The following is a 24,589-nucleotide window of genomic DNA, read 5'->3' as shown; positions in this document are numbered from 1 at the left end:
TATGAATCTGATTGAACAACTACAAAGCAAAATTGAACAGGCGCGAACTCTCTATAAAGAGTTCCGCCTGTATGATTTGGGGAGTTTTGCTTTAAACCGTTTTACGCCAAAAGATGGTTTTGAACAGGTTCCAAATATTCGTTATGGCCTAAAGCCTCGCCACCGTTTGGATGTTTACCGATCTGTTAAAAAGCTAACTCATCAACCTCTCATTGTTTTTGTGCATGGTGGGGCTTGGCAGCATGGTAATAAACGAGATTATCTTTTTATTGGTGAGACATTTGCCAAAGAAGGTTATGATGTTGCTGTTATTAACTACCAGCTAGCACCTAAAAATATTTTTCCAAGTTTTGTTGATGACCTGACTCAGGCATTGAATTATTTGCATCAAAACCAAGGGAAACTGGAAATTTCTACAGAAAATATTGTACTTATGGGGCATTCGGCAGGGGCATTTAATGTGATGTCTGCTGTTTATCACCCTGATTCAACTAAAATTGAGTGTTTAGGGAAAATTAAGGCAATAATCGGTTTAGCTGGCCCATATCATTTTGACTATAAAGGTGATCCACTGGCCGAAGATGCTTTTGATCAAAGCACCTCTTATAAAGAAGTCATGCCATATTATTTTGTTAATCAAAATAATATTAAACATTACCTTTTAATGGCTGAAAACGATCAGATTGTAAAAAAACACAATACTTTAGATATGGATCAAGCGCTTAGAGAGAAGGGTAATCACAGCCATATCGCCGTGATTCCTAAAACTGGACATATTACAATTTTGGCCAGTCTCTCTAGTTTCATTAGTCATTATTTTAGGACTAAAAGGACTATTTTACATTTTCTTGAAGAAGTGTTTTAAACGACAATATCCGTTTAAAACACAGCAGATTACCCAGCTTGGGTAATCTGCATAATCATTGAATGAGCAATACTACCTTTAAATGGAATTTCAGGTAATTGATCAATTTTGAAGAATTGTGCATCTGCAATTTCTTCTTCTTGCAGCTTAATTTCACCAGACTCATATTCTGCTCTAAACGCAACCATAAGGTTACTCGGGAAAGGCCAAGGTTGACTTGACATATATTGAACATTTTTGAGTCTTAGGCCTACTTCTTCAAAAGCTTCACGTTGTACCGCTTCTTCAAGAGTTTCACCAACTTCAACAAAACCTGCAATCAAACCATACATATTGGTTTTATTGTGGACTGACTTCGCTAGTAAGATTTCATCATCACCTCGAGTAATGACGGTAATAATGCACGGGTTTACACGAGGATATTGGTGATAGCGACAAGATGGGCACACCATTGCATATTCAGTTGGATGAACTTCTGTCGGATGTCCGCAGTGACTACAAAACTTATGATTGCGTCGCCATTCAAGTAACTGTACAGCACGGCTCGCTTGCAAAAACTGTTCTTTCGACCAACTTGTAATGAGTTGGCGAATTGGAACCAGTTGTAAGCCTTCTGGTATAGCTTCCTCAGCAAGCAAGTCACGTGCAATGACCTGCTCATCATGAGTGAAAAGTAAATCACTTGCTAACTTTTCGACTTTGGGTAGTTGAAGGTTTTGATCAACCAGTAATTGTTGATGATGGAAAATATAAGCAAGTGATAATTCAGACATTAAGCTGCCTTTTTTTGAAGTTGTTGACTACTCGACAATGCTACATTAAACATGGATTGTAGAACAGGTTGTTTATTTTTTAAATTGTCAACCAACATGTCAAGGCCTGCTAATACATTAAAAATACAGTGAATTTGGTCTGTATTAAATGGCTGGTTTTGTTCATGTTGTTGTTGAACAAATTGAGCAGTTTGGAGTAAAGCCTCTTGTTGAATTGTACTTCCGAGAAATTCGGCTGCACCCGCTAGCTCTTTTAATGAACCTGCAATTGCGTCAATATTTTGTGTCTGATCATTTGCATACAACGTAAGACTTTGGCAAATAAAATCAATTAAATTTTTTGTCTCGGTGAGTAAGGCTTGATGTGCCTCATCAAGACGATCTAAAGAAATATTTGTATTATTCACATTAAGCTGTAAACGACTAGACGTATATTGGCGTACCAAAATACCAATTGAGTTCATGGCAGACAAAATGCTGTCCATAAGCTGCTGAGCATAGTTTTCATTACTTAGTATATTGAGCTGACTTAAACTATTTGCCTGTTGAGAGAGTTCAGATGCAGCTTCATCAAGATTAAGCAGTTTAAATGTATAGGCTAATTGCAAAAGACTCGTTTGTAATTGCTGTGCTTTTTCAGTCGACATATTTTGATAGTTATATTCGATATCATTACGCACTTTGTTCATTTCGCTCAATATTAATTGGCTGACTGTGTGCATAGTGTCAAAGTCAGGCCCATAAAGATGACGGCTTAAAACGAGTAATTGAGTATCTGTAGGTATTTCTTCACCGATATGGAGTTGGTTGCGAATATGGTGAGCAACCTCATCTTCTTGAGCGATAACTATACTTAAAATATCTGCAAGTGCAGCCAAATCAGGCTTAAAAGTTTCAGGAGTTGCTAAGAACTGACCAATATAACTTTCAATATTAATGAGTACACGTAGGCGTGAATCATTTAAATGCAGGTTATCAATATGGTTAAAAGCATAATTGACGAGTTGCCAATATTGTTGGCTTGGCTGATGGTTTGCCATGCTGACCAAATAGGTACCAATAAGTTTAAAAGCTTGAAAATTATGATTAGCTTCTGTCTTGTTTAAAAATTGATGTAGAGATAGCTTATAGAGTTGATGAATAAACTGAGTTGTTTCATTAATCAATACTTCTTGTAATGGGAGTTCAAGCGCACTATTTGCAAGTAAAGGAGCAATCGCTTGTCCAGAAGATGTCAGTGGTTTATTTAAAGCTAATTCTAAATTGTTTAAGGTATTAAGAAGAAACTGAGGTACTTGTAATTCACGCAAACAGATAAACTCAATATACCGTTTTACCATGGTCGTGCCTTCACTTAGTGCAACGACATCATTGGTGTTAATTTGCGTTGGCTTCGCAATAATTTTTTGCATCAGCTCAGTTGAATATTGAGTGATTTTGGCAAGATAGGGGATATCAATTAAGCGGAGGACTTGAGTGCATTGCTTAAATTGTTCTAATGCATCATCAATACCGAAAGGGAGTGTTTGTTCTTCAATTAAAGTACTTACTGCGCCTTCAACCAGTTTTATTGAACGATCAATTTCATGTTTAATGATGAGTAAAGCTGTTGGATCGAAATGAATCGAAGTATGCTCAGACATAAACGTTCCCCTTTGCAAAAAAATCAATTGTTATATTCGTAGTGCTCAGTAATTTGAGCTAAAAATCTATGTGACTAATATAACTTAACTTACAAAGGGGAAAAGCTAAAAACGCTAAAGAATCAAAAATTTATTTTGCAAAAAGGCAAGGTTCTCCATGCTTTTTCTCAAATTCTTTGACCCAAGTCTCATGTGTATTTAGCTCTTCTTCGGAAGGAAGAATAACTGGTAGTTCAATTTGAACTCTGGTTTTATTTGCTGTGTTCAGGCTATTTTCACTTTGAGATAAGGCATCTATATCAAAAGAAACCTGCCCACCTGTCATTGCCAAGTAAACATCTGAAAGAATTTCAGCATCGAGTAATGCACCGTGGAAAGTACGGTCACGTGCTGGAATTTCATAACGTCTTACAAGGGCATCAAGCGAGTTTTTTTGTCCTGGATGTTTGCTTTTCGCTAAAGCTAAAGTATCTGTTACCTCACATACTTCAGAAAGCGCAGGAAGGCCTGCGCGTCTAAACTCCATATCAAGGAAGTTCATATCGAAGGTCGCGTTGTGGGCAATAATCTCTGCGCCTTTTAGATAATCAAAGAGCGTATCGGCAATATCTGCATAGAGCGGTTTATCTTTTAAGAAATTATCACTGATACCATGGATGTTTTCTGAGTCGCCTACTGGTTTTTGCGGGTTAATATAAATATGAATCGAGCTACCGGTGAGTTTCCGGTTAATCATTTCAATGGCGCCGACTTCAATAATGCGATCACCATCTTGGAAATAGAAACCAGTGGTTTCTGTATCAAGAATAAGTTGTCGAGGCCCTTGTAATTGTAATTTGGCTTCGGTCACAACAACTTGAGGGTGAATGTTATTGATTGGCTGCTTAATTTCTTGCTCAGCAGTTTCAACTTCAATAACTTCTTCTTCCACAATAATCATCTCAACTTCTTCGGGCTGTTCAAGATCAATATTATCTTCTTCGGTTACTTCTGCCATATCAAACCCAAAAGGGTCATCAAGCAACCAATCCTGTTCAGGCTTTTTTATATCTTGCAGGGCAGTCGCTTGAACTGTTTTTTTTTGCAGGGCAGTTTGATCAGCTCCGATATTTGCAAGCTCATCGGCCATTTCGTTGCCTGCATGTCCAGCATGGCCTTTAATCCAATGCCATTCAATATTTCGACCGGCACAGACAGCATCTAATTTTTGCCAAAGGTCAGGATTTTTTACATCCTTCCAGTTTTTCTTTTTCCAGCCATGAATCCATTCAGTAATCCCTTGCTTCACATAATTTGAATCTGTCCAGATAATTAAATGAGCATCGGTTGGGCAAAATGAAACGCCTTCAATAGCAGCAGTGAGCTCCATGCGGTTATTGGTTGTATCCGGTTCACCGCCAAATAATTTATGTTCACCCTGCTCGGTAATGACATATGCGCCCCAACCACCTAAACCTGGATTGCCACGACATGCACCATCAACATACAGTGTGATTGTTTGAGACATAAATCGAAACCTAAACTAAAAGAAAAAGAACTGAATATGGTGTATTGTATACGCAAAAAGTTCGGTTCCATCGTAACAAAGCAAGGTTTTTTTAATTTCTTGTAACATTTCCATGCAAATGACATCAAATTATTGCCTTGTCTATCTTGCACGCTTTAATACAATGGCATCGAAGACCTAGGGTTTGTGGCCAAACCCCAAAAAATATTACGCGAGTTGTTTGGAAGTTTTTATGTATAAACCAACCACATTTGTGTGGCAGCCATCTGCGGCATCATTGTTCAAAATTACCGTACTTAGCTCTGCTTTAGCTGCGTTGGGTATTACAACAGGCTGTTCATCGACTCCGCAATCTGCAAAAACCTCTAAATCGAAACAGGTCAGTGGTGCAGGTTATTTAGATGCGAGTAGTCTTGACTCTTTGGAAGACTTACTTTCAGCAACCGATATGCGCGCTGTAGAAGGTGATCGTCTACTTATTTTGAAGCATGGTGATGTCTGGAAGCGTATGTCCGTTGGTTTCAAAATGGACTTGAATCACTGGGATTCACGTATTGAAGCTCAGCGTAGTTGGTTTATTTCTCGTCAGCCTTACCTTGATCGTTTAAGTGCTCGTGCCAGCCGTTATTTGTATCATACCGTAAAAGAAGCTGAACGCCGCGGACTGCCAACTGAACTTGCATTATTACCGGTAATTGAAAGTTCTTATGACCCAGCTGCAACAAGTAGTGCAGCAGCAGCGGGGCTATGGCAGTTTATTCCAAGTACTGGTCGTATTTATGGCTTAAAGCAAACAGGTATGTATGATGGGCGTCGCGATGTGGTTGAGTCGACTCGCGCAGCTTATGAATTTTTAGGAAGCCTCTATAATCAATTTGGTTCTTGGGAACTTGCCCTGGCGGCCTATAATGCTGGCCCGGGACGTATTCAACAGGCGATTAACCGCAACCAAGCTGCGGGTTTACCGACTGACTATTGGTCATTAAAATTACCTCAAGAAACGATGAACTATGTTCCACGTTTCTTAGCTGTTGCTCAAATTATTAAAAATCCAAAGGCTTATGGTGTAGAACTACCGCCAATTGCAAATAGACCCCATTTCCGTGAAGTGACTTTATCAGCACCTTTAACATTAAATGAAATTGCTTCTACAGCAGGATTAAGCCGTGCAGAACTTTATGCATTGAACCCGGGATATCGTGGTGAAGCAGTAGACCCTGCGAGTCCAATGCGTATTTTGATTCCAGCAGATTTAAGTCCTTCAATTGATAATAAATTAAGAGGAACAAAATCGGGTGGTGGCTCAGGTTGGTGGGCAAATGTAACTTCACCGTCTACACCGACAACTGTTAGTCCTACTACTACGGTGACAACAAGAACAACACCAACAACACAAGTTCAGCCAGTTAAACCTTCTTCACAGGTGAAGAGTAGTTCAACTGCTTCAAAATCTACACCACGTGGTTCTGATGCGTTAGCTGCATTTGCAGCATCGGCAGATGTACCGAGTGCGCCGCGTATTCCTGTAGCTGTGACGAATGCAGCTAACATTAAGCAGCCTGTGAAGATGGAGCCACCAATTTCGGCTTCTGAACGTGAAAAGATTTTAGCTGCTGTTCGCGCTGAAGGTGCAAAAGAAACTGTAGATCAAGCTTTACAACCGCAAGCAACTCAAGCCGAGAAAGATCAAGTCGTTGCTGAGTTAAAAGCAATTGCGCCGCAAGGAACTGAAATTGTCGATCCTTATGATGGCAAAATTAGGTTAACCGCAATTCAGACGAGCCAGTCAGTTGCAGAGCAACAAGGTAAAGAGGTAAGTAGAGGTTTTGCTTATCCAAAAACTTTAGCTGAAGACGCGACTGTAGCTAACTCTGAAGATGGGCAACGTAATAAAGATAAACCTTATATCAGAACTGATACTGATGTCGTAGTTGTACAGCCTAAAGGTAAGCGTAGTACTTATACAATACAACCAGGTGATACTTTAGCCGTTATTGCGATGAAGAATGGTGTGAACTGGCGTGATGTTGCTAAGTGGAACCAGATTGATCCAGAAAAGACTTTGTTTGTAGGAACTAGTCTTTATCTTTATGATGCTAGACCACAAGAAACTCAAAGTACTTCGAAAAGTACGGCTAAACCAGATGTGTATGTGGTTCAAGCCAATGATAGCTTAAGCGGTGTCGCTAACCAGTTTAATTTGTCAGTAAAGCAATTAGCTGAATATAACGATTTATCAATAACGGATGGTTTATTTGTTGGACAAAAACTACAGCTAAAAGAGCCGAAGAATAGTCGCTCAAGTGCTAAAGCAGAGCCAAAAACAGTTCAAGCAAATGCGCGACGTATTGCAACTAAGAGCTATACCGTCAAACGCGGCGAATATCTTAAATTGATTGCAGACCGTTATGCGCTCTCTAATCAAGAGCTTGCTGAATTAACACCTGGTTTAACTGCTGGTAGTAACTTGATGGTGGGCCAAAAAATTAATGTGCCTACACAAGATATTTCGGTAGATGAAGTTGCTGAAACTAAGACTTCTAGTAAATCTGAGAAAGCGACGCTAAGTGTTTCTTATAAAACAGAAGGCTATAAAGTACAGCGCGGTGATACTTTATCGAGTATTGCAACTAAATCAAAAATTAGCCTAGCTGAGTTAGCTGAGTTAAATAACTTAAAAGCGAGTAGTCATGTACAGCTTGGTCAAACTTTAAAAGTACCAGCTGGTCTAAGTGTGCCTGAACAATATGTTGTACAGTCGGGTGATAGCTTAAATGCTATTGCTGGTAAATATAATTTACAAACAGGCTATTTGGCTGACTTAAATGGTTTGTCTCGTACAGCTGGTTTACGTGCTGGTCAACGTTTAAAACTAACAGGTAATGTTGAAGAAGCACCAAGTAAGCCTTCTAAAAATACTAAAGAAGAAACACCTGAGAACTACACAGTTAAATCTGGTGATAGCTTAGGTAATATTGCTAACCGTTACCACTTACAGTTGGATTATCTTGCTGCATTGAATGGTCTTTCACGTAACAGTAGTGTTCGTGTAGGGCAACGTTTAAAGCTAACAGGTGATGTGCCTACAGTAGAAACAGCTAAAGTTGATACTAAGCCGTCAACTAAAACAGTTGCGGCTGGTAAAAACACTGAAAGATATACTGTTAAATCTGGTGAGTCTTTAAATAGTATTGCGAGTCGTGCAGGTATTTCAGTGCGTGAACTTGCTGAAATGAATGCATTAAAAGCGAGTGCTAATTTACAGCGTGGTCAAAATATTGTGATTCCAAAAACTGTTGTGGAATACAAAGTGAAGCGTGGTGATACATTAATTGGCCTTGCCAGCAAATATGGTTTAGAAACCAATTTCTTGGCTGAGCTGAATAATTTGACACCTTCTACTCAGCTTCGCATTGGCGATGTCATTAAAGTGCCTAATTTATAAAATAATTAGTAACTTATGCATAAATCATATTTTCAACTGAGCCTACTAGTCGGGCTCAGTGTCGTTTCTCATGCTGTTTTTTCTGCACAGCAAACCACCTCATATATAGCGATTCACTCCAAGCCTAAATATTTAGGAATGCTGGCTATGCCATATGCAAATCCTAATGCACCTAAAGGTGGTTTGTTAAGTCAGGCGGCTCAAGGAACTTTTGATAACCTCAATAGTATGAATGGTAAGGGGAATGCTACAGAAGGCGTTAATTATCTTTTTGATACTTTAATGACCCAATCGCTAGATGAAGTCGGGGTTTTATATCCTCTTTTGGCAGAGAAAGTTACGTATGACCCAGAAAAAACGCAGTCTGTTACTTTCTATTTAAACCCTAATGCGCGTTTTAGTAATGGACAGCCAGTCACTGCGGCAGATGTTAAATTTAGTTTTGATGCATATCAGAGTAAGTCCAATTTAGGTTTGCAGATGTACCTTGCTGATTTGGCAAAAACAGAAGTAATAAATGCCCATCAAGTAAAGTTTAGTTTTAAGTCTACACATAATCCTAAAATGCCTTTTATTTTGGCAACCTTACCGATTTATGCAAAAACAGATTGGCAAAAAAGAGACTTTAGCCGAATTACTCTACAACCTATTGTTGGCTCGGGACCTTATGTGGTTGAACGAGTTGATGCAGGTAGAAGCATTAGTTATAAAAGAAATCCGAATTACTGGGCAAAAGATTTGCCTATTAATAAGGGGCGCTATAATTTTGACCGTTTAAAATATGTTTATTATCGAAATTGGGATATTGCTTTTGAAGGGTTTAAATCTGGGCAATACACCTTGCATGAAGAAACTAACCCCAAAAAATGGGTAACAGATTATCGTTTTCCGGCAGTAAAAACAGGGTTAGTTACTCAATATAAGTTCCGTCACCATAACCCAATTGCAACTGAAAGTTATGTCTTTAACACACGACGAAAACCCTTAAATGATATTCGTTTTAGACAAGCCTTAACCTATGCCTATGACTTTGAATGGCAGAATAAAGCTTTGTTTTATGGTCAATATCAACGTCTTCAAAGTTATTTTGAAAATAGCGAATTAGCAGCAACAGGTCGACCTTCAAAAACTGAATTGGCAATATTGAAACCATTGCTGCCTAAGTTATCTCCAATAATGCAAAAGGGTGTCTTAGCAGATTGGAAATACCCAGTGTCGGATGCGAGTGGATTTAACCGTCAAAATTTATTAATTGCACGACAATTGCTTATACAGGCTGGTTATAAAGTTAAAGATGAACAGTTGTTGACGCCTGAAGGTAAAAAAGTTCAGCTTGAGTTTTTAATTCAACAAGATGGCAAACAACGAACACTCATGCCTTTTGTCCGTAATCTTAAAAAACTCGGTGTTCAGGTTAATTTACGTCAAGTCGACGCTCCTCAATATTTAGAGCGCACCCGCCGTTACGACTTTGATATGACCACTATGAATTTGCCGCAATCTCTCAATCCGGGCAATGAGCAGACTCAGTTTTGGGGGAGCATCGCAGCAGCGCAGGATGGAAATTATAATTATGCGGGTATTCGCAACTCCGTAATAGATCAGGTCATTTTAAAATTAGTGGCAAGCAAAAATCGTGAACAACAGATTATTTATACTCGTATTCTCGATCGATTACTGAGGGCTGGTTATTATCAAATTCCGACCTATGGTAAAGGTGAAAACTGGTATGCTTATTGGAATATGTATCAACAACCTAAAATTAAACCAGCACTTTCGTCTGGAATAGATTATTGGTGGAGTGATGCAAACAAAGCCAAAAAAGTTGCTAAATATTTACATCAACAATAAAAAGCACCTGCCATAAAGGAAATCCTGTTATATGGGTTCATATATTCTCAAGCGACTTCTTTTAATGATTCCCACATTGTTTTTCATTTTATTGATTAACTTTGTGGTTGTGCAAATTGCGCCAGGTGGGCCAGTTGAGCAAGCAATACATCAAGCTGAAGGTGATTTGGGAATTGGACGTGCATTAAGTGCAGAGACTTATTATCAAGGTGCTCAAGGTTTAAGCCCTGAAATGGTTGAACAAATTAAGGCACAGTATGGTTTTGATCGATCTGCTCCGGAACGCTTTTTCCTCATGTTAAAAGGCTATTTAACTTTAGATTTTGGACAGAGTTTTTTTAAAGATAAACCAGTCGTGCAATTGTTGTGGGACAAAATGCCTGTTTCTATTTCGCTTGGGCTGGTAAGTACTTTTCTGATTTATTTAATTTCTATTCCGCTGGGAATTAAAAAGGCAAGACAGCAAGGTTCATGGTTTGATCGCTCCACTTCGTTAGTACTTGTGGTGGGATATGCCGTACCAAGTTTTGTATTCGCTATTTTGCTTGTAGTTTTTTTTGCAGGTGGCTCTTATTTTCAATGGTTTCCATTACAAAATCTTGTGTCAGATAATTTTCATCAACTCAGTCTTTGGGGCAAAGTTACCGACTATTTATGGCATATGACTTTGCCACTTATTACAATGGTATTAGGCGGTTTTGCCAGTTTAACGTATTTAACCAAATATTCGTTTTTAGAAGAGCTCAATAAACCCTATGTATTAGCTGCCTATGCAAAAGGATTGAATAGCCAGCAAGTCTTATATAAACACGTATTTCGTAATGCTATTTTAGTCGTGCTCGCAGGGTTGCCAGAAGTGTTAGCGGGTATTTTCTTTGTGGGAAATCTCTTTGTAGAAATTATTTTTCATTTAGATGGTGTGGGTTTATTGGGCTTTGAAGCCATTGTCCAGCGGGACTATCCAGTTATTTTTGGCGTCTTATTTTTCTTTACTTTATTTAGTCTAATCTTACGTCTCATTTGTGATGTGTTGTACCAATGGATTGATCCTCGGATTCACTTTGACGTACAAGGAGGCAAATAATGTCTTTGATTGTGCGTACACGGTTACAACGTTTTAGACAACATAAATTAGGTTGGGCCAGCTTTATTTTATTTAGTCTAATTTTGGTTTTGTCATTAGCTGCGGAGTTGATTGCTAACGATAAGCCCTTACTAGTGAAGTATGAGGATTCTTACTATTTGCCTGTGTTTAAGACATATCCAGAAACGACGTTTGGTGGCGTGTTTGAAACAGAAGCAGATTATAAAGATCCGGCTGTGCAAGAACTTATTCATGCTCAAGGATGGGCAGTCTGGCCTCTCATTCAATTTTCATATCAAACTCCCAATTTAGATTTAGCAGTTCCTGTACCATCACCACCCTCCAAGCAGAATTGGTTAGGAACTGATGATCAGGGAAGAGATGTTTTGGCCCGTATTCTTTATGGTTTAAGAGTATCTTTACTTTTTGGTTTGGCCTTAACCTTTTGTTCTGCTTTGTTTGGAATTACGGTAGGTGCCATTCAAGGTTACTATGGCGGTTGGGTAGATTTATTGGGGCAACGTTTGGTTGAAGTCTGGAATGGCTTGCCCATGCTTTTTATGGTCATGATTTTGGTCAGCATGTTTGTACCCAATGTATATTGGCTATTTTTCATTATGTTATTTTTTGGCTGGACAGTTTTAGTGGGAATTGTCAGAGCAGAGTTTTTGAAAGCTCGCCAGCTTGATTATGTTCGTGCAGCCCAAGTTTTGGGAGTGACTGATCGCGTTATTATTTTTAAGCATATTTTGCCGAATGCAATCAGTTCGAGCTTGTCCCAATTACCATTTATTTTAACAACTAATATTAGTGCCTTAACTGCTCTTGATTTTTTAGGCTATGGCTTACCACCCGATGCAGCATCGTTAGGGGAGTTATTGCTCCAAGGTAAAAATAATTTAGATGCACCATGGCTAGCGATTTCAGGTTTTTTTAGTCTGGCTATTGTTCTTTCACTTTTAATTTATATTGGGGAGGCTGCTCGTGATGCTTTTGACCCAAGAAAATAATACAAATGTTACTCCTGCATTGTTGAAGGTTGAACATCTTTCTATTCAAACGCTAGATCAAAAGATTTTGTTAGAAGACCTTAATTTTCAGCTTAGTGAAGGGGAAACACTGGCTATTGTTGGGGAAAGTGGCTCAGGTAAATCACTTAGCTGTTTAGCAATCATGGGGTTGCTACAAGAAAAATTAGAAATAACAGGTCGCGTTTGGATTGGTTCCCAAAATATTCTTGAGCTAGATGAGAAAGCTCAATCCAATGTGCGTGGCCGACAAATTGCCATGATTTTTCAAGAACCTGCCACAGCTTTAAATCCACTACACCAGGTTGAAAAGATTGTAGGTGAAAACCTTCTTTTATTCGGTTTGAGTAAACACGAAGTTCGAAAACAAGTCATTGAGTTACTCACAGATGTCGGAATTAGTAAGCCAGAACAGATTTTACAACGCTATCCACATGAGCTTTCTGGCGGTCAAAGGCAACGTGTCATGATTGCCATGACATTGGCACTGCAACCCAAAATTTTGATTGCTGATGAGCCGACTACAGCACTTGATGTAATTTTACAGATTCAGATTTTAGAACTCTTAAAATCTTTACAATCAAAATATGGAATGGCACTTATTTTAATTAGCCATGACTTAAATTTGGTACGTCAATATGCCGATGAACTGGTTGTATTGCAAAGTGGGCGTGTTGTAGAGCAAGGTGAGCTTAGCCAGATTTTTGCAAATCCTAAATCCACTTATACACAGCAATTATTAGAACATGATTTTGGAAATGCAGCATCTCTTGAAATAGAAAAGAATATACTGTCAGTTCAACAACTCAGCGTGCAATTCCCAATTAGAAAAGGTATTTTTAATCGCGTTCAGGGCTATGTGACTGCAATAGAAAGTTTGAGCTTTGATCTTGCTCAAGGTGAGTCACTTGGGGTCGTTGGGGAGAGTGGTGCTGGAAAGTCATCTTTGGCGCTGGCTTTAGTACGGCTCATTAAAAGTGAAGGGCGGATTAATTTTTTAGGACAAGATTTGAATCAGTTGGCTCCCAAAGCTTTACGTTTGGCGAGATCTGATTTTCAACTTGTATTCCAAGATCCGTTTGGTAGTTTGAACCCTCGAATGACGGTGGGGCAGATTATTGCTGAAGGTTTAAAAGTAAAAGAAGTATTGAACACCCAAATTCAAGAACAAGTTAAATCGGTTCTTAATAAGGTTGAACTGCCTGAAGATTTTCAACATCGTTACCCACATGAACTCTCAGGAGGACAGCGTCAACGTGTTGCTTTGGCAAGAGCTTTAGTGGTTCAGCCTAAACTTTTAATTTTGGATGAACCGACTTCTGCATTAGACCGAACTACACAAAAAGCCATTATTAAGCTTTTACGACAATTACAGAAAACTGAACATTTGAGCTATATTTTTATTAGCCATGATCTAAATATAGTCAAATCGTTGTGCCATAAAGTCATGGTATTGCGCCATGCACAAGTTGTTGAATATCAGAAAACTGAACTGTTGTTTTCTAAGCCTAAAACTGAATATACAAGACAATTAATTAAAGCAAACTTTTAAATTAAATCATTAATCAATTGTTTTTAAATGGAATAATTTATTTTTGATTTTTATGCAAAAAGTTGCATATTTTTATATTCTTTAAAATTGACATATGCTATTGTCAGTTATCGATTATGACTTGACATGCCCTATAATTCATCTAAATTAGAGTAATTGCTCTAAAAACTAAAAAGAGATTAACCATGAACCAGATTGCTCAACCCATCACAATTCGCAATACCACATTCAAAAACCGAATTATTAAAGGTGCAATGAGTGAGGCGCTTGCAAATTATGAAGGTCAACCAAATGACTTACATTTAGGCTTATATGGGGCATGGGCAAAAGGTGGGCTTGGCTGTGCAATCACAGGCAACGTCATGGTCAATATGGGCGCAAAAAATGAACCCGGTGTTGTTGTTATTGAAACCGAACGGGATTTAGAGCGCTTAAAAGAGTGGGTAGCATTAGGTAAAAAATATGGGATGGTGCAGTTAATCCAACTGTCTCATCCGGGGCGTCAGTGTCCAAAAGGATTAAATAAAGAGACTGTCGCACCATCAGCAGTACCATTTAGCCCAGCTTTAGCGACTATGTTTGGAACGCCACGTGAATTAACTCATGATGAAATTCTAGATATCATTAATCGATTTGCAACCGCTGCTCGTATTTGTGAAAAAGCAGGTTTTGAAGGGGTGCAATTACACGGTGCGCATGGGTATTTGATTAGTCAGTTCTTATCGCCTTTAACGAATAAGCGTACCGACCAATGGGGTGGTTCTGTTGAAAACCGTACTCGTTTTTTATTAGAAGTTTATAAAGCTGTACGTGAAGCAACTTCCGAGAATTTTATCATTTCAGTCAAACTGAACTCTGCTGATTTCCAACGTGGAGGAATTACTGAAGAAGATGTGATTTCAGTATTTAAAGCGATAGATGAAGCTGGCATTGATTTGATTGAGATTTCAGGTGGCACATATGAAGCACCTGCAATGGCTGGGGCTAAAGCTGACAAGCGCAAGACAAGTACAATTGCGCGTGAAGCTTATTTCTTAGATTTTGCTGAAAAGATCCGCCAACATGTTAAATGTAAACTCATGGTGACAGGTGGATTCCGTACTGTAGAAGGGATGAATGCAGCACTCGCAAGTGGGGCTTGTGATTTTATTGGTATTGCGCGTCCGCTTGCAGTTGAGACTAATTTAACAGACCGTTTAATTGCAGGGCAAGACGTGCGCTATGCAGTAAAACCAATTAAAACAGGCCTACCTTTTGTCGATAAAATGGCAATTATGGAAATTATTTGGTATGCCGCTCAATTTAAGACAATTGGTAAAGGCAAAAAGCCAAATCCAAAACTTTCACCACTAGTCGTCTTTTTTAATTATGCCAAAGGCAATATTAAAGCTGTGGTAAAAGGTCGCGTGAATTCACGTAAATCTGCGTAAATTAATTACCATGCAATAGTCCAGTAAGCGTTAAATGTAGAAGCAGACCATTGACCTTTAATTAAAGCATTCTTAAAGGCAGGTCTGTTTTCTATTTGGGCAAGATAACGTTGTATATGTTTAAACTGGCTGTAATTTTGTGAGCAAGCCAGTAAGGGAAACCACATCAAAATATCAGCAATAGTAAACTGATCTCCAGCAAACCATAAGTGATGCTCTAAATATTTATCAATCATGTTCATTTGTCGTTGTAATGATTGATTGAGATAGCCTTGATTAAATCCATATTTTAAAAGTTTAGGAATGAAACGGATTGGAAAAGGTGTACGTTGTACAATTTGGTGAAAGATTTGTTTGAGTACCAAATCGGGAATGAATGTCGCCTCACAATAATTTTTCCAATAATAAAAATTTTGGAGCTGTTGGTTTAATAAATTGTTCTGTCCCAATTGGGGATGTAAATGAGATAAGTAATCTAAGAGTGCTGAGGTTTCAGCTAAGATTGAAATCTCTCCTTGTTCAATGATTTCGATAGTAGGAAATTTTGATAATTGGTGGGGTGAGTTTTTATTTTCGTCTACGTCTGAATGATATTTAATAATGAGCTCATAATTGAGTCCTAATTCTTCTAAAAACCAAATAATGCGTTGAGAGCGTGAATTTTGTAGATGAAATAATCGAATTTGCATGTCATGTTCAAATTATAGTTTTGATCTACTCTTAGTATAGGACAGAAGATAACTTAAGTATAATAAAGTATTTATAAATCAAAAGATTATATTTTTATGAGAGAAGATCAATAAAAAGCCACTGCCTTAAAAATGCAGTGGCTTTTTAGAGTTTGACATCCTTATGGGATTAGAACTTGGGTTATCGCCGTGAAAGGATTTTTATATTTTCAAGTTAGAACGTATAGCTCATGCCAAACTGAACGGTACGTGGTTCGCCCGGATAAGCATATAAATTAAAGGCACTTTCATCATAAACTTTATCAAAAATATTCTTCAAATCTAAATTAAGACGAAGTTTTGGCGTTGCTTGATAGTAAGAAACTAAATCAGTAACTGCATAACCTTTCATAGTGTAAGTACTATTGGCTGTTTGTCCTGCGCGCTTATCAATATATTTTTGATTAACCCCTAGACCTAGACCTTGTAAAGCTCCACCCTGAAATTCATAAATATTTAAAAGGTTGAAACTATTCTTTGGAATATTGGCTAAAGCGGTTCCTTTTTGCAAAGTATTGTCTTTAGTCATTTCAGCATCTGTATAGGCGTATCCACCAATAATTTTCCAAGCAGGCGTAATTTGCCCTGCAATATTTAGCTCAATACCACGACTACGAACTTCACCAGCAGAAACCTTATAGGCTGAATCAATAGGATCGATAGTTAATACATTTTCTTTTTTTGCATAAAAAATAGCAGAGTCAACTGACAACATGTTGTCTAGCGCTTGCCATTTAAAACCTGTTTGATAATAAATATCAGTATAAAAATAAGAATTATTATAATGTAACTGCGTGTAAAAGGAATACAAAAGCAGTGATAAATCTAGACAAGTGTATTTTATTTGGAAATATGAGAGGTCAAAAAACAAATAGAATGTTAAGAAAATAAAAAGAAATTTTATAAGAATAGAATAATGGCGTCCCTACGGGGATTCGAACCCCGGTTACCGCCGTGAAAGGGCGATGTCCTAGGCCTCTAGACGATAGGGACGTTGAGGATGGCGGTATCTTAAGAAGCCGCCACCAAACTGTCAAGTAGGTAAGGAGACAGTTTGTTCAAAATATAGCAAAACAGTTCAGCAGTTTTCTGAGTATCGTATAAAGCAGAGTGTGCTTCTTTACCATCGAACTCAATTCCAGCTTGAATACAGGCTTTGGCAAGGACAGTTTGTCCAAACATAACAGCACTTAAAGTAACCGTATCCATGACTGAAAAACTATGAAATGGGTTCTGGTTTTTTGTGCTTGTACGAACAATCGCTGCTTGAACAAAACCAAGATCAAAATGGGCGTTATGACCAACCAACACTGCATGGGTACAATGTTGTTGTTTACGAACGTCATTGACTGATTTAAAAATACGGCGTAATGCAGTTCGTTCATCTTCAGCCATTGCCATACGCATTGGATTGAATGGATCAATACCAATAAAGTCTAGCGAACGGCGGTCGAGGTTAGCCCCTTCGAACGGGTTAATGTGTGCATGAAATGCTGGACCAGGGACAAATTGCCCCTGAGCATCATACACAATTGGAATGCACGCAATTTCTAGCAATGCATCTGTCTGGGCATTAAAACCTGCCGTTTCAACGTCAACAACAACAGGTAAGAAGCCACGAAAACGTTGGCCAATGACCGGGACAGAGGTTTCTTGTGTCACACTTTTCTCCATTGCAGCGTTTTCCCGGCATGCAGCGGGATAATTTTTTGATCATCTAAATAATCAAAAGATTCTGGTACAAGATTATCTTCTTTTACCAAGGTAATAGTAGAAGTATTACGTGGTAGACCGTAAAAGTCTGCGCCAAAATGGCTTGCAAAGCCTTCTAAGCGTTCTAATTTGCCTACTTGGTCAAATGCTTGAGCATAAAGTTCAATTGCATTTGGTGCACTATAACAGCCCGCACAGCCACACGCATTTTCTTTTGCATCTTGCGAGTGAGGCGCACTGTCTGTACCTAAGAAAAATTTAGGATTACCACTCGTTGCAACTTCAAGCAAAGTTGTTTGGTGTGTTTGGCGCTTTAAAATTGGTAAACAATAGAAATGCGGTTTAATACCACCGACCAGCATGTCGTTACGGTTAAATAATAAATGCTGAGGCGTGATTGTTGCAGCAACATTACGGTCATGTTCTAAAACAAAATGAGCCGCATCGCTTGTGGTAATGTGCTCAAGTACCACTTTAAGTTTTGGAAACTGTTTTAAAAGCGGGTTGAGTACTTCATCAAGGAAACGTTTTTCACGGTCAAAAATATCGACATGGTTATGAGTTACTTCACCATGAAGTAATAACGGAACTTGATGTTCTTCTAATTGCTCAATAACTGCATAAACCTTACGAATGTCACTTACACCGTTATCAGAGTTGGTGGTCGCGCCAGCTGGATAAAGTTTAATTGCATTTACATGTGCAGATTCTTTAATTTTACGAACTTCGTCTGGTGAGGTGAAGTCAGTAAAATAAAGCACCATACGTGGGTCAAAATTGAGACCCTCTGGAACATGAGCAAGAATACGTTCACGGTAAGCCAATGCTTCTTCCACAGTTTTTACTGGCGGAACAAGGTTTGGCATACAGATCGCACGAGCAAACTGTTTAGCCAAATCAGGTACGGTACGTTTTAATGCTAAACCATCACGTAAATGTGCATGCCAGTCATCTGGCTGGAGCAGGGTAATAGAGTCCAAGGCAGTTCAAACTTCGAAATAAAACAAATGATAATCGATAAAGTGTGAAAATGGTAACGAGAATTACGGACAAATGGCAAAATAAAGCGCAAGAGGCGTTAAAAAATAATGTTATATTTTGTTAGTGTGTAAGAGGCAGGAAACGGGTAGTGGTAAATAGGGGAAATGTACATGAATTACTTAAAGCAAAAGAAGAAATAGAATATCTGGTAACTTTACATACCCATCGTTATGCCAATACACCTTTGCCTCATCAATTAGAAAAAAAATTCTGGTGTTTAAATCTTGAGCGAACAAAACAAAATATCTCAAAATTTTTAGCAAGTGGTGTTCTAACCTATCTCATTTTTATTTTGCTTGCGCTACCTACAGACTATTTGGTGATAGGTGTACCTTACATAACTTGGGATTTTATTTACTGCATATTAAGTGCAATTAATATTGCGGGCGCGCTACTGTTATTTTGGGTTTTTGCCAAGTTTAAAAAACTCTCTGAATATTTTTATATTGCTGCGTGTGGGATTGTATTTTTTACCATTATTGTCAATGCAATGTTGCTTCTTAGTGTAGGAAATATCGCCCTTAAAAATCAGTCGATGTTACTACTTTCTTTTTTATATATGCTTGGCTTTATCTTGAGCGGTATAAAGCCTTTACATATGCTTTATGTCGGTTTGATCGCAGCCATTTGTGTTTTTTCTCTATTGATTTTATTGCAAGCAAATTGTGACTATATTGCTTTGGGAAGAGCACTGTTTGGGAGCTGTATTTTAGGTTTTTCAATTAGCACGATGCTCACATCTAGAGAAAGAAGCCTTTTTTTAAATAATCAGCTTGCTGAGCTTAACGAACAGATTTTACGTATTGAGGCATCTGAGTTGCTTCATTTAAGTCAGCAAGATGCGCTCACTAAAATTTCTAATCGACGCACTTTCGATGAGATGTTCGACTTTTTTTACTATCGGGCAAAGCAAGAACAACGTCCATTGGCAGTTTTATTTATTGATATCGATTTTTTTAAAAACTATAACGATTTTTATGGGCACCAGATGGGGGACAAAGTTATCTCATCTATTGCCTCTGCAATTAAAAATTCGATTCGGCATGTTGATTTTGTTGCCCGTTATGGCGGAGAGGAATTTGTCGTTCTTTTACCAAAAACACCGGCTCAAGGTGCATATGCTGTGGCTGCCAATATTTATAAAGCTATAGAACGTCAAGCGATTCCTCATGCTGCATCATTGGTTTCTAAGCATGTGACCATTAGTTTAGGTTTTACTGTTTATACGGAAGGCTTAAGAGTAACTCAGGAAAATTTAATTCATGCTGCCGATCAAGCTTTATATCGGGCAAAGGAGCTTGGACGTAATCAGATTTATTATCAGCCTTTGCAGTTACCAGAAATTGCTTAAGCTTAAACGTTTAAAATAAAAAAGCCACCTTTGTAGGTGGCTTTTTTATGAGCTAAGAAAAATTATTTTTTCTTGCTATCGAGTTGTGGCACCGCAGAACCTTGACCGATTGAAAGCAAACCAGCATCTGTATAGATCTCAAGTTTTGCACGTGTATCGGTAATGTCGAGGTTACGCATAGTCAACTGACCAATACGGTCCATAGGCGAGAACATTGAATCGCCTTTTTCCATTGTTAAACGTTCAGCTTCGTACGTTAAGTTTGGAGATTCAGTGTTCATGATGGTGTAGTCATTACCACGACGAAGTTCAAGCGTAACTTCACCAGTAACAGCTTTAGCAACCCAACGCTGTGCAGTTTCACGCAACATCAGTGCTTGAGAGTCGAACCAACGACCTTGGTAAAGTAAACGACCTAAACGTAAACCGTTAATGCGGTATTGTTCGATCGTATCTTCGTTGTGAATACCAGTAACCAAACGCTCATAAGCAATATGAAGAAGGGCCATACCCGGTGCTTCATAAATACCACGAGATTTTGCTTCGATAATACGGTTTTCGATTTGGTCAGACATACCTAAACCATGACGGCCACCAATACGGTTTGCTTCAAGAATAAGCTCAACTGGATTGTCAAAAGTTTGACCGTTCAATGCAACAGGTACACCTTCTTCAAAGCGTACAGTCACTTCTTCTGGTTTGATTTCAACTTCATCTTTCCAGAAAGCAACGCCCATAATTGGGTCAACGATTTTGATACCAGCATTTAGGTATTCAAGATCTTTTGCTTCGTGAGTTGCGCCCAACATGTTTGAGTCAGTTGAATACGCTTTTTCTTTTGACATTTTGTAGTCAAAACCGTTGTCGATCAGGAACTGTGACATTTCAGCACGGCCACCGAGTTCATCGATGAAGTTTTGATCTAACCAAGGCTTGTAAATTTTAAGATTCGGGTTGGTCAACAAACCATAACGATAGAAACGTTCAATATCGTTACCTTTATAAGTTGAGCCGTCACCCCAGATGTTAACGTCATCTTCTTTCATTGCAGTAACTAACATTGTACCTGTTACTGCACGACCCAATGGAGTCGTATTGAAATAAGGAACACCACCTGTACTGATATGGAATGCACCACACTGAATTGCAGCAATACCTTCGAGCGCAAGTTGTAAGCGGCAGTCAATTAAGCGAGCTTTTACAGCGCCGTATTGTTCTGCTTTCTTTGGAATTGCATCGTAGTCATCTTCATCAGGCTGGCCTAAGTTTGCAGTGTATGCATAAGGCTCTGCGCCTTTTTGTTTCATCCACAATAGAGCAGCTGAAGTGTCTAGGCCTCCGGAGAAGGCAATCCCAACTTTTTTGCCTACTGGTACATGCTGCAAGATAGTTGCATTATCAGTCATTGCTAATCCTAACATTTATAAAAAAGACCCCGTATAGGTGGTCTCGAGAATTCTGAATGGCGGCTATTGTAGCACTATTCATGGTGCTTTTTTTGGCAAAAAAAGCATTAATTCACTTGTTCTGATTTGAAGTTTTAATTTCATAAAAAATCTAAGCGTATTTATAGAATGATAAGAGATGAACGAAGTATTGTTGTCCAAATAAGAAAAGACTTTTAATGACTTAAAAAGAAAATAGGATGAATATGAAGTGTCATCATTCTTGGCGTGATTATGTAGTTTTTATTATATAAATTGGAGAAAGAACCAGATTTCATTAGTGTAATTAAATAAAACCAATAGGATTGGTTTTGATGGATTGACCATAAGCTCCGATAAATTTCTTTACTGGGTCATCCAAAAGCGGAAAAAAAGTATTAAAGTACTATGCAACAAGTTGCAAAAAATTATTGGGACGCAGCATGACAAGTTACGCCAATCTATTAAAACCATTACATTTAGGCTTTACCACCATTAAAAACCGTGTGGTGATGGGATCCATGCATACGGGCTTAGAAGATCGTTTCTATAATTACCCAAAACTAGCTGCTTATTTTGAAGAGCGTGCCAAAGGTGGGGTTGGCCTGATTGTGACTGGTGGTATTTCACCGAACCGTCAAGGATGGTTAGCACCTGCTGGTGGAACCATGAACAGTCTATTTGATGTTCCTCAGCACCGTCTGGTAACGCATGCTGTTCATAAACATGGCTCTAAAATCTTAATGCAAATCTTGCATGCGGGCAGATATGGTTACCAACCGTTTGTTGTGTCTTCAACCGCAATTAAATCTCCAATTTCGCCATTTAAACCACGCCAGCTTTCTGAAAAAAATATTCTCAGTACAATTGAAGATTACGCTCAGTGCGCTGACATTGCCAAAAAAGCAGGCTATGACGGTGTCGAAATTATGGGTTCTGAAGGTTATTTAATTAACCAGTTTTTAAGTAGCCACGTAAACCAACGTACTGATCGTTGGGGCGGTGACATTGAAAACCGTATGCGTTTTCCGGTCGAGATTGTTAAAGCGATTCGTGCCAAAGTCGGTGAGAAATTTATTATTTGTTTCCGCTTGTCTTTACTCGACTTAGTTCATGACGGTAACACCATGCAAGAAGTCGTGATTGTTGCCAAAGCTTTAGAAAAAGCGGGTGTAACTTTATTAAATACGGGCATTGGTTGGCATGAAGCGCGTGTTCCGACCATTGTAACGTCTGTACCTCGTGCTGCTTTTGTCGATTATACGGCTCATGTAAAACAACATATTTCTATTCCGATTATTGCGTCGAACCGTATTAACATGCCTGAAACTGCTGAAGAAATTTTGGCAAGTGGTAAAGCAGATATGGTTCAAATGGCACGTCCATTATTGGCCGATGCTTTTTGGGTAAATAAAACAGCGACTAACCGCGTTGATGAAATTAATACCTGTATTGCTTGTAACCAAGCGTGTTTAGACCATGCTTTTAAAAATAAGCGCGTGTCTTGTTTAGTGAACCCGCGTGCAGGTCATGAAACAGAACTGGTGTATTTAAAAACCAAGCAGCCTAAACGTATTGCTGTTGTCGGTGGCGGGGTTGCGGGTATGTCAGCAGCAACCGTTGCGGCAAGCCGTGGTCATGCGGTCACTTTATTTGAAGCGACTTCAGATGTGGGTGGTCAGTTCAACTTTGCTAAGGTGGTGCCGGGTAAAGAAGAGTTTCACGAAACGATTCGCTACTTTAAAGTCCAACTCGAAAAAACTGGGGTGGATGTACGTTTAAATACTCGCGTGAACCGTGAGCAGCTTGAACGTGAAGGTTTTGATGAAGTCATTGTTGCAACTGGTGTAATCCCTCGTGCACTAAAAATTGAAGGAAGCAATGCACCACAAGTCCTTTCTTATGCTCAGGTTTTAAAAGGCGCAGAAGTTGGACAAAAAGTTGCAGTGATTGGTGCTGGTGGTATTGGTTTTGATGTGTCTGAGTTTTTACTTAAACCTCCACATCAACCACAGCCTCAACCTTTAGCAGATTGGCAACGTGAATGGGGGATAGACCCAAATCCTGACTATATTTCTGAGGGAGGCATACAACCTGCTCAGATTGAAGCTCCAGTTCGCCAGATTTATTTACTGCAACGTAAGACTACGCCATTAGGAATTGGTCTTGGCAAGACTTCAGGTTGGGTACACCGTGCACAGCTTAAAAAGCATGGCGTGCGTATGCTCCGTGGTGTGCAATATAAAGCAGTCACTGATGAAGGTCTTTGGATTGAGCATAATGGTCAAGACCAGCTTTTACGTGTCGATACGATTGTGGTGTGTGCGGGTCAAGAGTCTGTAAAAGACTTGATGCCAAAAGAAGGTGAGTCGACTATAGCGAACTACTACATTATTGGTGGTGCAAAGCTCGCAGCGGAGCTAGATGCGAAGCGTGCGATCAAAGAAGGAGCAGAATTGGCTGCTCGATTGTAATATTTGATGAAACAATACGCACTTGAACACAAAGAGATGATATTTTTCTTGAATAAAATGAATAAGCTTTGTATTCTTACGCACATGGAAGCGTGGCAGAGCGGTTTAATGCACCGGTCTTGAAAACCGACGAGGGTGTGAGTCCTCCGTGAGTTCGAATCTCACCGCTTCCGCCAAAATTCTAAATAAGCCCTTGTTTTTACAAGGGCTTATTTTTTATCTATTATTTTACCCCTCAACTTACCCCACATTAAAACTTGGATTGGAATAGTCAAAATAAGAATAATTCAGATGGCATTGGATCGAGGTTTAGATTTCTTTAAACATTTTCTAACTTTATTTATTAATTTTCAAAACTTATATAAGTACTTGTAATACAACTATTCTTAATGGATGAGCTATATCAATTCTACTTTACAATCTTTAGTCTCTTTAGATGAATCTAGAATAAGCACTTGAGTTCTTTACAGATATTAAGACGTCATTTGATGACGTGCTTATCTATTAATTATAGTGAGGTTGATTAAAATCCTAAGAGAAGGAGGCCAGTCATATGAATAAGGTTGTAGTGCATTTTTATAAAAATACAGATGAAAGTTATGTTGGAAAAATTTACCCGCAGTTGGATGGTTTATTACCCTACACTGAAACTTGTTTAAAGTGTAAGGGGAAATTATAGG

Annotated in this window: 17 protein-coding genes, 2 tRNA genes and 1 pseudogene; 11 read left to right on the top strand and 9 right to left on the bottom strand. The window is 38.7% G+C overall.

The window, feature by feature from the left end:
- Position 1: 1 nt before the first annotated feature.
- The gene (locus tag AC07M3_RS05670; protein WP_092707513.1) at positions 2-865 is read left to right on the top strand and encodes an alpha/beta hydrolase; all 864 of its coding nucleotides are present in this window, start codon (positions 2-4) and stop codon (positions 863-865) included.
- Positions 866-894: 29 nt separating this feature from the next.
- On the opposite strand, the gene nudC is transcribed toward AC07M3_RS05670, so the two are convergent.
- From nudC to dnaQ, 3 genes are all read right to left on the bottom strand, one after another.
- The gene (nudC, locus tag AC07M3_RS05665) at positions 895-1,638 is read right to left on the bottom strand and encodes an NAD(+) diphosphatase (RefSeq protein ID WP_004641863.1); all 744 of its coding nucleotides are present in this window, start codon (positions 1,636-1,638) and stop codon (positions 895-897) included.
- Positions 1,638-3,281 carry a chemotaxis protein gene (locus tag AC07M3_RS05660; protein WP_494566799.1) on the bottom strand — a complete coding sequence of 548 codons (1,644 nt, stop codon included), beginning with the start codon at positions 3,279-3,281 and terminating at the stop codon, positions 1,638-1,640. The genes nudC and AC07M3_RS05660 overlap by 1 nt, the downstream gene beginning before the upstream one ends.
- Positions 3,282-3,411: 130 nt before the next feature.
- A complete protein-coding gene (dnaQ, locus tag AC07M3_RS05655) occupies positions 3,412-4,788 on the bottom strand; it encodes a DNA polymerase III subunit epsilon (RefSeq protein ID WP_494566798.1) in 1,377 nt (458 codons plus the stop codon).
- A 232-nt stretch (positions 4,789-5,020) separates the two neighbouring features.
- Between dnaQ and AC07M3_RS05650 the strand changes: the two genes are divergently transcribed.
- The 6 genes from AC07M3_RS05650 to AC07M3_RS05625 all read left to right on the top strand — a co-directional run bounded on the left by AC07M3_RS05650 (position 5,021) and on the right by AC07M3_RS05625 (position 15,178).
- Entirely contained in the window at positions 5,021-8,233 is a 3,213-nt protein-coding gene (locus AC07M3_RS05650) for a LysM peptidoglycan-binding domain-containing protein (RefSeq protein WP_494566797.1), read from the top strand.
- A gap of 15 nt (positions 8,234-8,248) precedes the next feature.
- Positions 8,249-10,084, top strand: coding sequence for an extracellular solute-binding protein (locus AC07M3_RS05645; RefSeq protein ID WP_494566796.1), 1,836 nt, complete (start codon positions 8,249-8,251; stop codon positions 10,082-10,084).
- A 31-nt stretch (positions 10,085-10,115) separates the two neighbouring features.
- On the top strand, positions 10,116-11,168 hold the full coding sequence (locus AC07M3_RS05640; protein WP_494566795.1) for a microcin C ABC transporter permease YejB: 1,053 nt from the start codon (positions 10,116-10,118) through the stop codon (positions 11,166-11,168).
- A complete protein-coding gene (locus AC07M3_RS05635) occupies positions 11,168-12,178 on the top strand; it encodes an ABC transporter permease (protein WP_494566794.1) in 1,011 nt (336 codons plus the stop codon). Before AC07M3_RS05640 ends, AC07M3_RS05635 begins: the two co-directional genes overlap by 1 nt.
- Entirely contained in the window at positions 12,153-13,748 is a 1,596-nt protein-coding gene (locus AC07M3_RS05630; RefSeq protein ID WP_494566793.1) for an ABC transporter ATP-binding protein, read from the top strand. The genes AC07M3_RS05635 and AC07M3_RS05630 overlap by 26 nt, the downstream gene beginning before the upstream one ends.
- 185 nt (positions 13,749-13,933) lie before the next feature.
- On the top strand, positions 13,934-15,178 hold the full coding sequence (locus AC07M3_RS05625) for an NADH:flavin oxidoreductase/NADH oxidase family protein (protein WP_494566792.1): 1,245 nt from the start codon (positions 13,934-13,936) through the stop codon (positions 15,176-15,178).
- A 5-nt stretch (positions 15,179-15,183) separates the two neighbouring features.
- Here AC07M3_RS05625 and AC07M3_RS05620 read toward each other — a convergent pair whose 3' ends face one another.
- The 5 genes and pseudogenes from AC07M3_RS05620 to pyrC all read right to left on the bottom strand — a co-directional run bounded on the left by AC07M3_RS05620 (position 15,184) and on the right by pyrC (position 18,599).
- Entirely contained in the window at positions 15,184-15,867 is a 684-nt protein-coding gene (locus tag AC07M3_RS05620; protein WP_494566791.1) for a glutathione binding-like protein, read from the bottom strand.
- 214 nt (positions 15,868-16,081) lie between these two features.
- Positions 16,082-16,657 (bottom strand): annotated as a pseudogene (locus AC07M3_RS05615) (TonB-dependent receptor domain-containing protein); the annotation flags it as partial.
- A 166-nt stretch (positions 16,658-16,823) separates the two neighbouring features.
- A tRNA-Glu gene (locus AC07M3_RS05610) sits at positions 16,824-16,899 on the bottom strand.
- Positions 16,900-16,917: 18 nt separating this feature from the next.
- Positions 16,918-17,580, bottom strand: coding sequence for a ribonuclease T (gene rnt / locus AC07M3_RS05605; protein ID WP_494566790.1), 663 nt, complete (start codon positions 17,578-17,580; stop codon positions 16,918-16,920).
- Positions 17,565-18,599, bottom strand: coding sequence for a dihydroorotase (gene pyrC / locus AC07M3_RS05600; protein ID WP_092707497.1), 1,035 nt, complete (start codon positions 18,597-18,599; stop codon positions 17,565-17,567). Before pyrC ends, rnt begins: the two co-directional genes overlap by 16 nt.
- A gap of 149 nt (positions 18,600-18,748) precedes the next feature.
- Here pyrC and AC07M3_RS05595 point away from each other — a divergent pair, with 149 nt between their 5' ends.
- Entirely contained in the window at positions 18,749-20,011 is a 1,263-nt protein-coding gene (locus AC07M3_RS05595; protein WP_092707495.1) for a GGDEF domain-containing protein, read from the top strand.
- Between the two features lie 62 nt (positions 20,012-20,073).
- On the opposite strand, the gene argG is transcribed toward AC07M3_RS05595, so the two are convergent.
- The gene (gene argG / locus AC07M3_RS05590; RefSeq protein ID WP_080595329.1) at positions 20,074-21,432 is read right to left on the bottom strand and encodes an argininosuccinate synthase; all 1,359 of its coding nucleotides are present in this window, start codon (positions 21,430-21,432) and stop codon (positions 20,074-20,076) included.
- A gap of 446 nt (positions 21,433-21,878) precedes the next feature.
- Between argG and AC07M3_RS05585 the strand changes: the two genes are divergently transcribed.
- From AC07M3_RS05585 to AC07M3_RS05575, 3 genes are all read left to right on the top strand, one after another.
- Positions 21,879-23,909, top strand: coding sequence for an oxidoreductase (locus tag AC07M3_RS05585; protein ID WP_494566789.1), 2,031 nt, complete (start codon positions 21,879-21,881; stop codon positions 23,907-23,909).
- A gap of 86 nt (positions 23,910-23,995) precedes the next feature.
- Positions 23,996-24,085 (top strand) — tRNA-Ser (locus AC07M3_RS05580).
- A gap of 377 nt (positions 24,086-24,462) precedes the next feature.
- Positions 24,463-24,588: a hypothetical protein gene (locus AC07M3_RS05575; protein WP_494566788.1), complete on the top strand. Its 126-nt coding sequence runs from the start codon at positions 24,463-24,465 to the stop codon at positions 24,586-24,588.
- Position 24,589 lies beyond the last annotated feature (1 nt).

It is taken from the genome of Acinetobacter sp. GW821-FHT09D10, assembly GCF_059416285.1.
Note: the sequence above shows the minus strand (reverse complement) of the source record. Positions and strands in the feature narration are given on the sequence as shown.

Coding starts and splice junctions, on each gene's coding strand:
- AC07M3_RS05670 (WP_092707513.1), top strand. CDS start 2: ATGAATCTGATTGAACAACTACAAAGCAAAATTGAACAGGCGCGAACT.
- nudC (WP_004641863.1), bottom strand. CDS start 1,638: ATGTCTGAATTATCACTTGCTTATATTTTCCATCATCAACAATTACTG.
- AC07M3_RS05660 (WP_494566799.1), bottom strand. CDS start 3,281: ATGTCTGAGCATACTTCGATTCATTTCGATCCAACAGCTTTACTCATC.
- dnaQ (WP_494566798.1), bottom strand. CDS start 4,788: ATGTCTCAAACAATCACACTGTATGTTGATGGTGCATGTCGTGGCAAT.
- AC07M3_RS05650 (WP_494566797.1), top strand. CDS start 5,021: ATGTATAAACCAACCACATTTGTGTGGCAGCCATCTGCGGCATCATTG.
- AC07M3_RS05645 (WP_494566796.1), top strand. CDS start 8,249: ATGCATAAATCATATTTTCAACTGAGCCTACTAGTCGGGCTCAGTGTC.
- AC07M3_RS05640 (WP_494566795.1), top strand. CDS start 10,116: ATGGGTTCATATATTCTCAAGCGACTTCTTTTAATGATTCCCACATTG.
- AC07M3_RS05635 (WP_494566794.1), top strand. CDS start 11,168: ATGTCTTTGATTGTGCGTACACGGTTACAACGTTTTAGACAACATAAA.
- AC07M3_RS05625 (WP_494566792.1), top strand. CDS start 13,934: ATGAACCAGATTGCTCAACCCATCACAATTCGCAATACCACATTCAAA.
- AC07M3_RS05620 (WP_494566791.1), bottom strand. CDS start 15,867: ATGCAAATTCGATTATTTCATCTACAAAATTCACGCTCTCAACGCATT.
- rnt (WP_494566790.1), bottom strand. CDS start 17,580: ATGGAGAAAAGTGTGACACAAGAAACCTCTGTCCCGGTCATTGGCCAA.
- argG (WP_080595329.1), bottom strand. CDS start 21,432: ATGTTAGGATTAGCAATGACTGATAATGCAACTATCTTGCAGCATGTA.
- AC07M3_RS05585 (WP_494566789.1), top strand. CDS start 21,879: ATGACAAGTTACGCCAATCTATTAAAACCATTACATTTAGGCTTTACC.
- AC07M3_RS05575 (WP_494566788.1), top strand. CDS start 24,463: ATGAATAAGGTTGTAGTGCATTTTTATAAAAATACAGATGAAAGTTAT.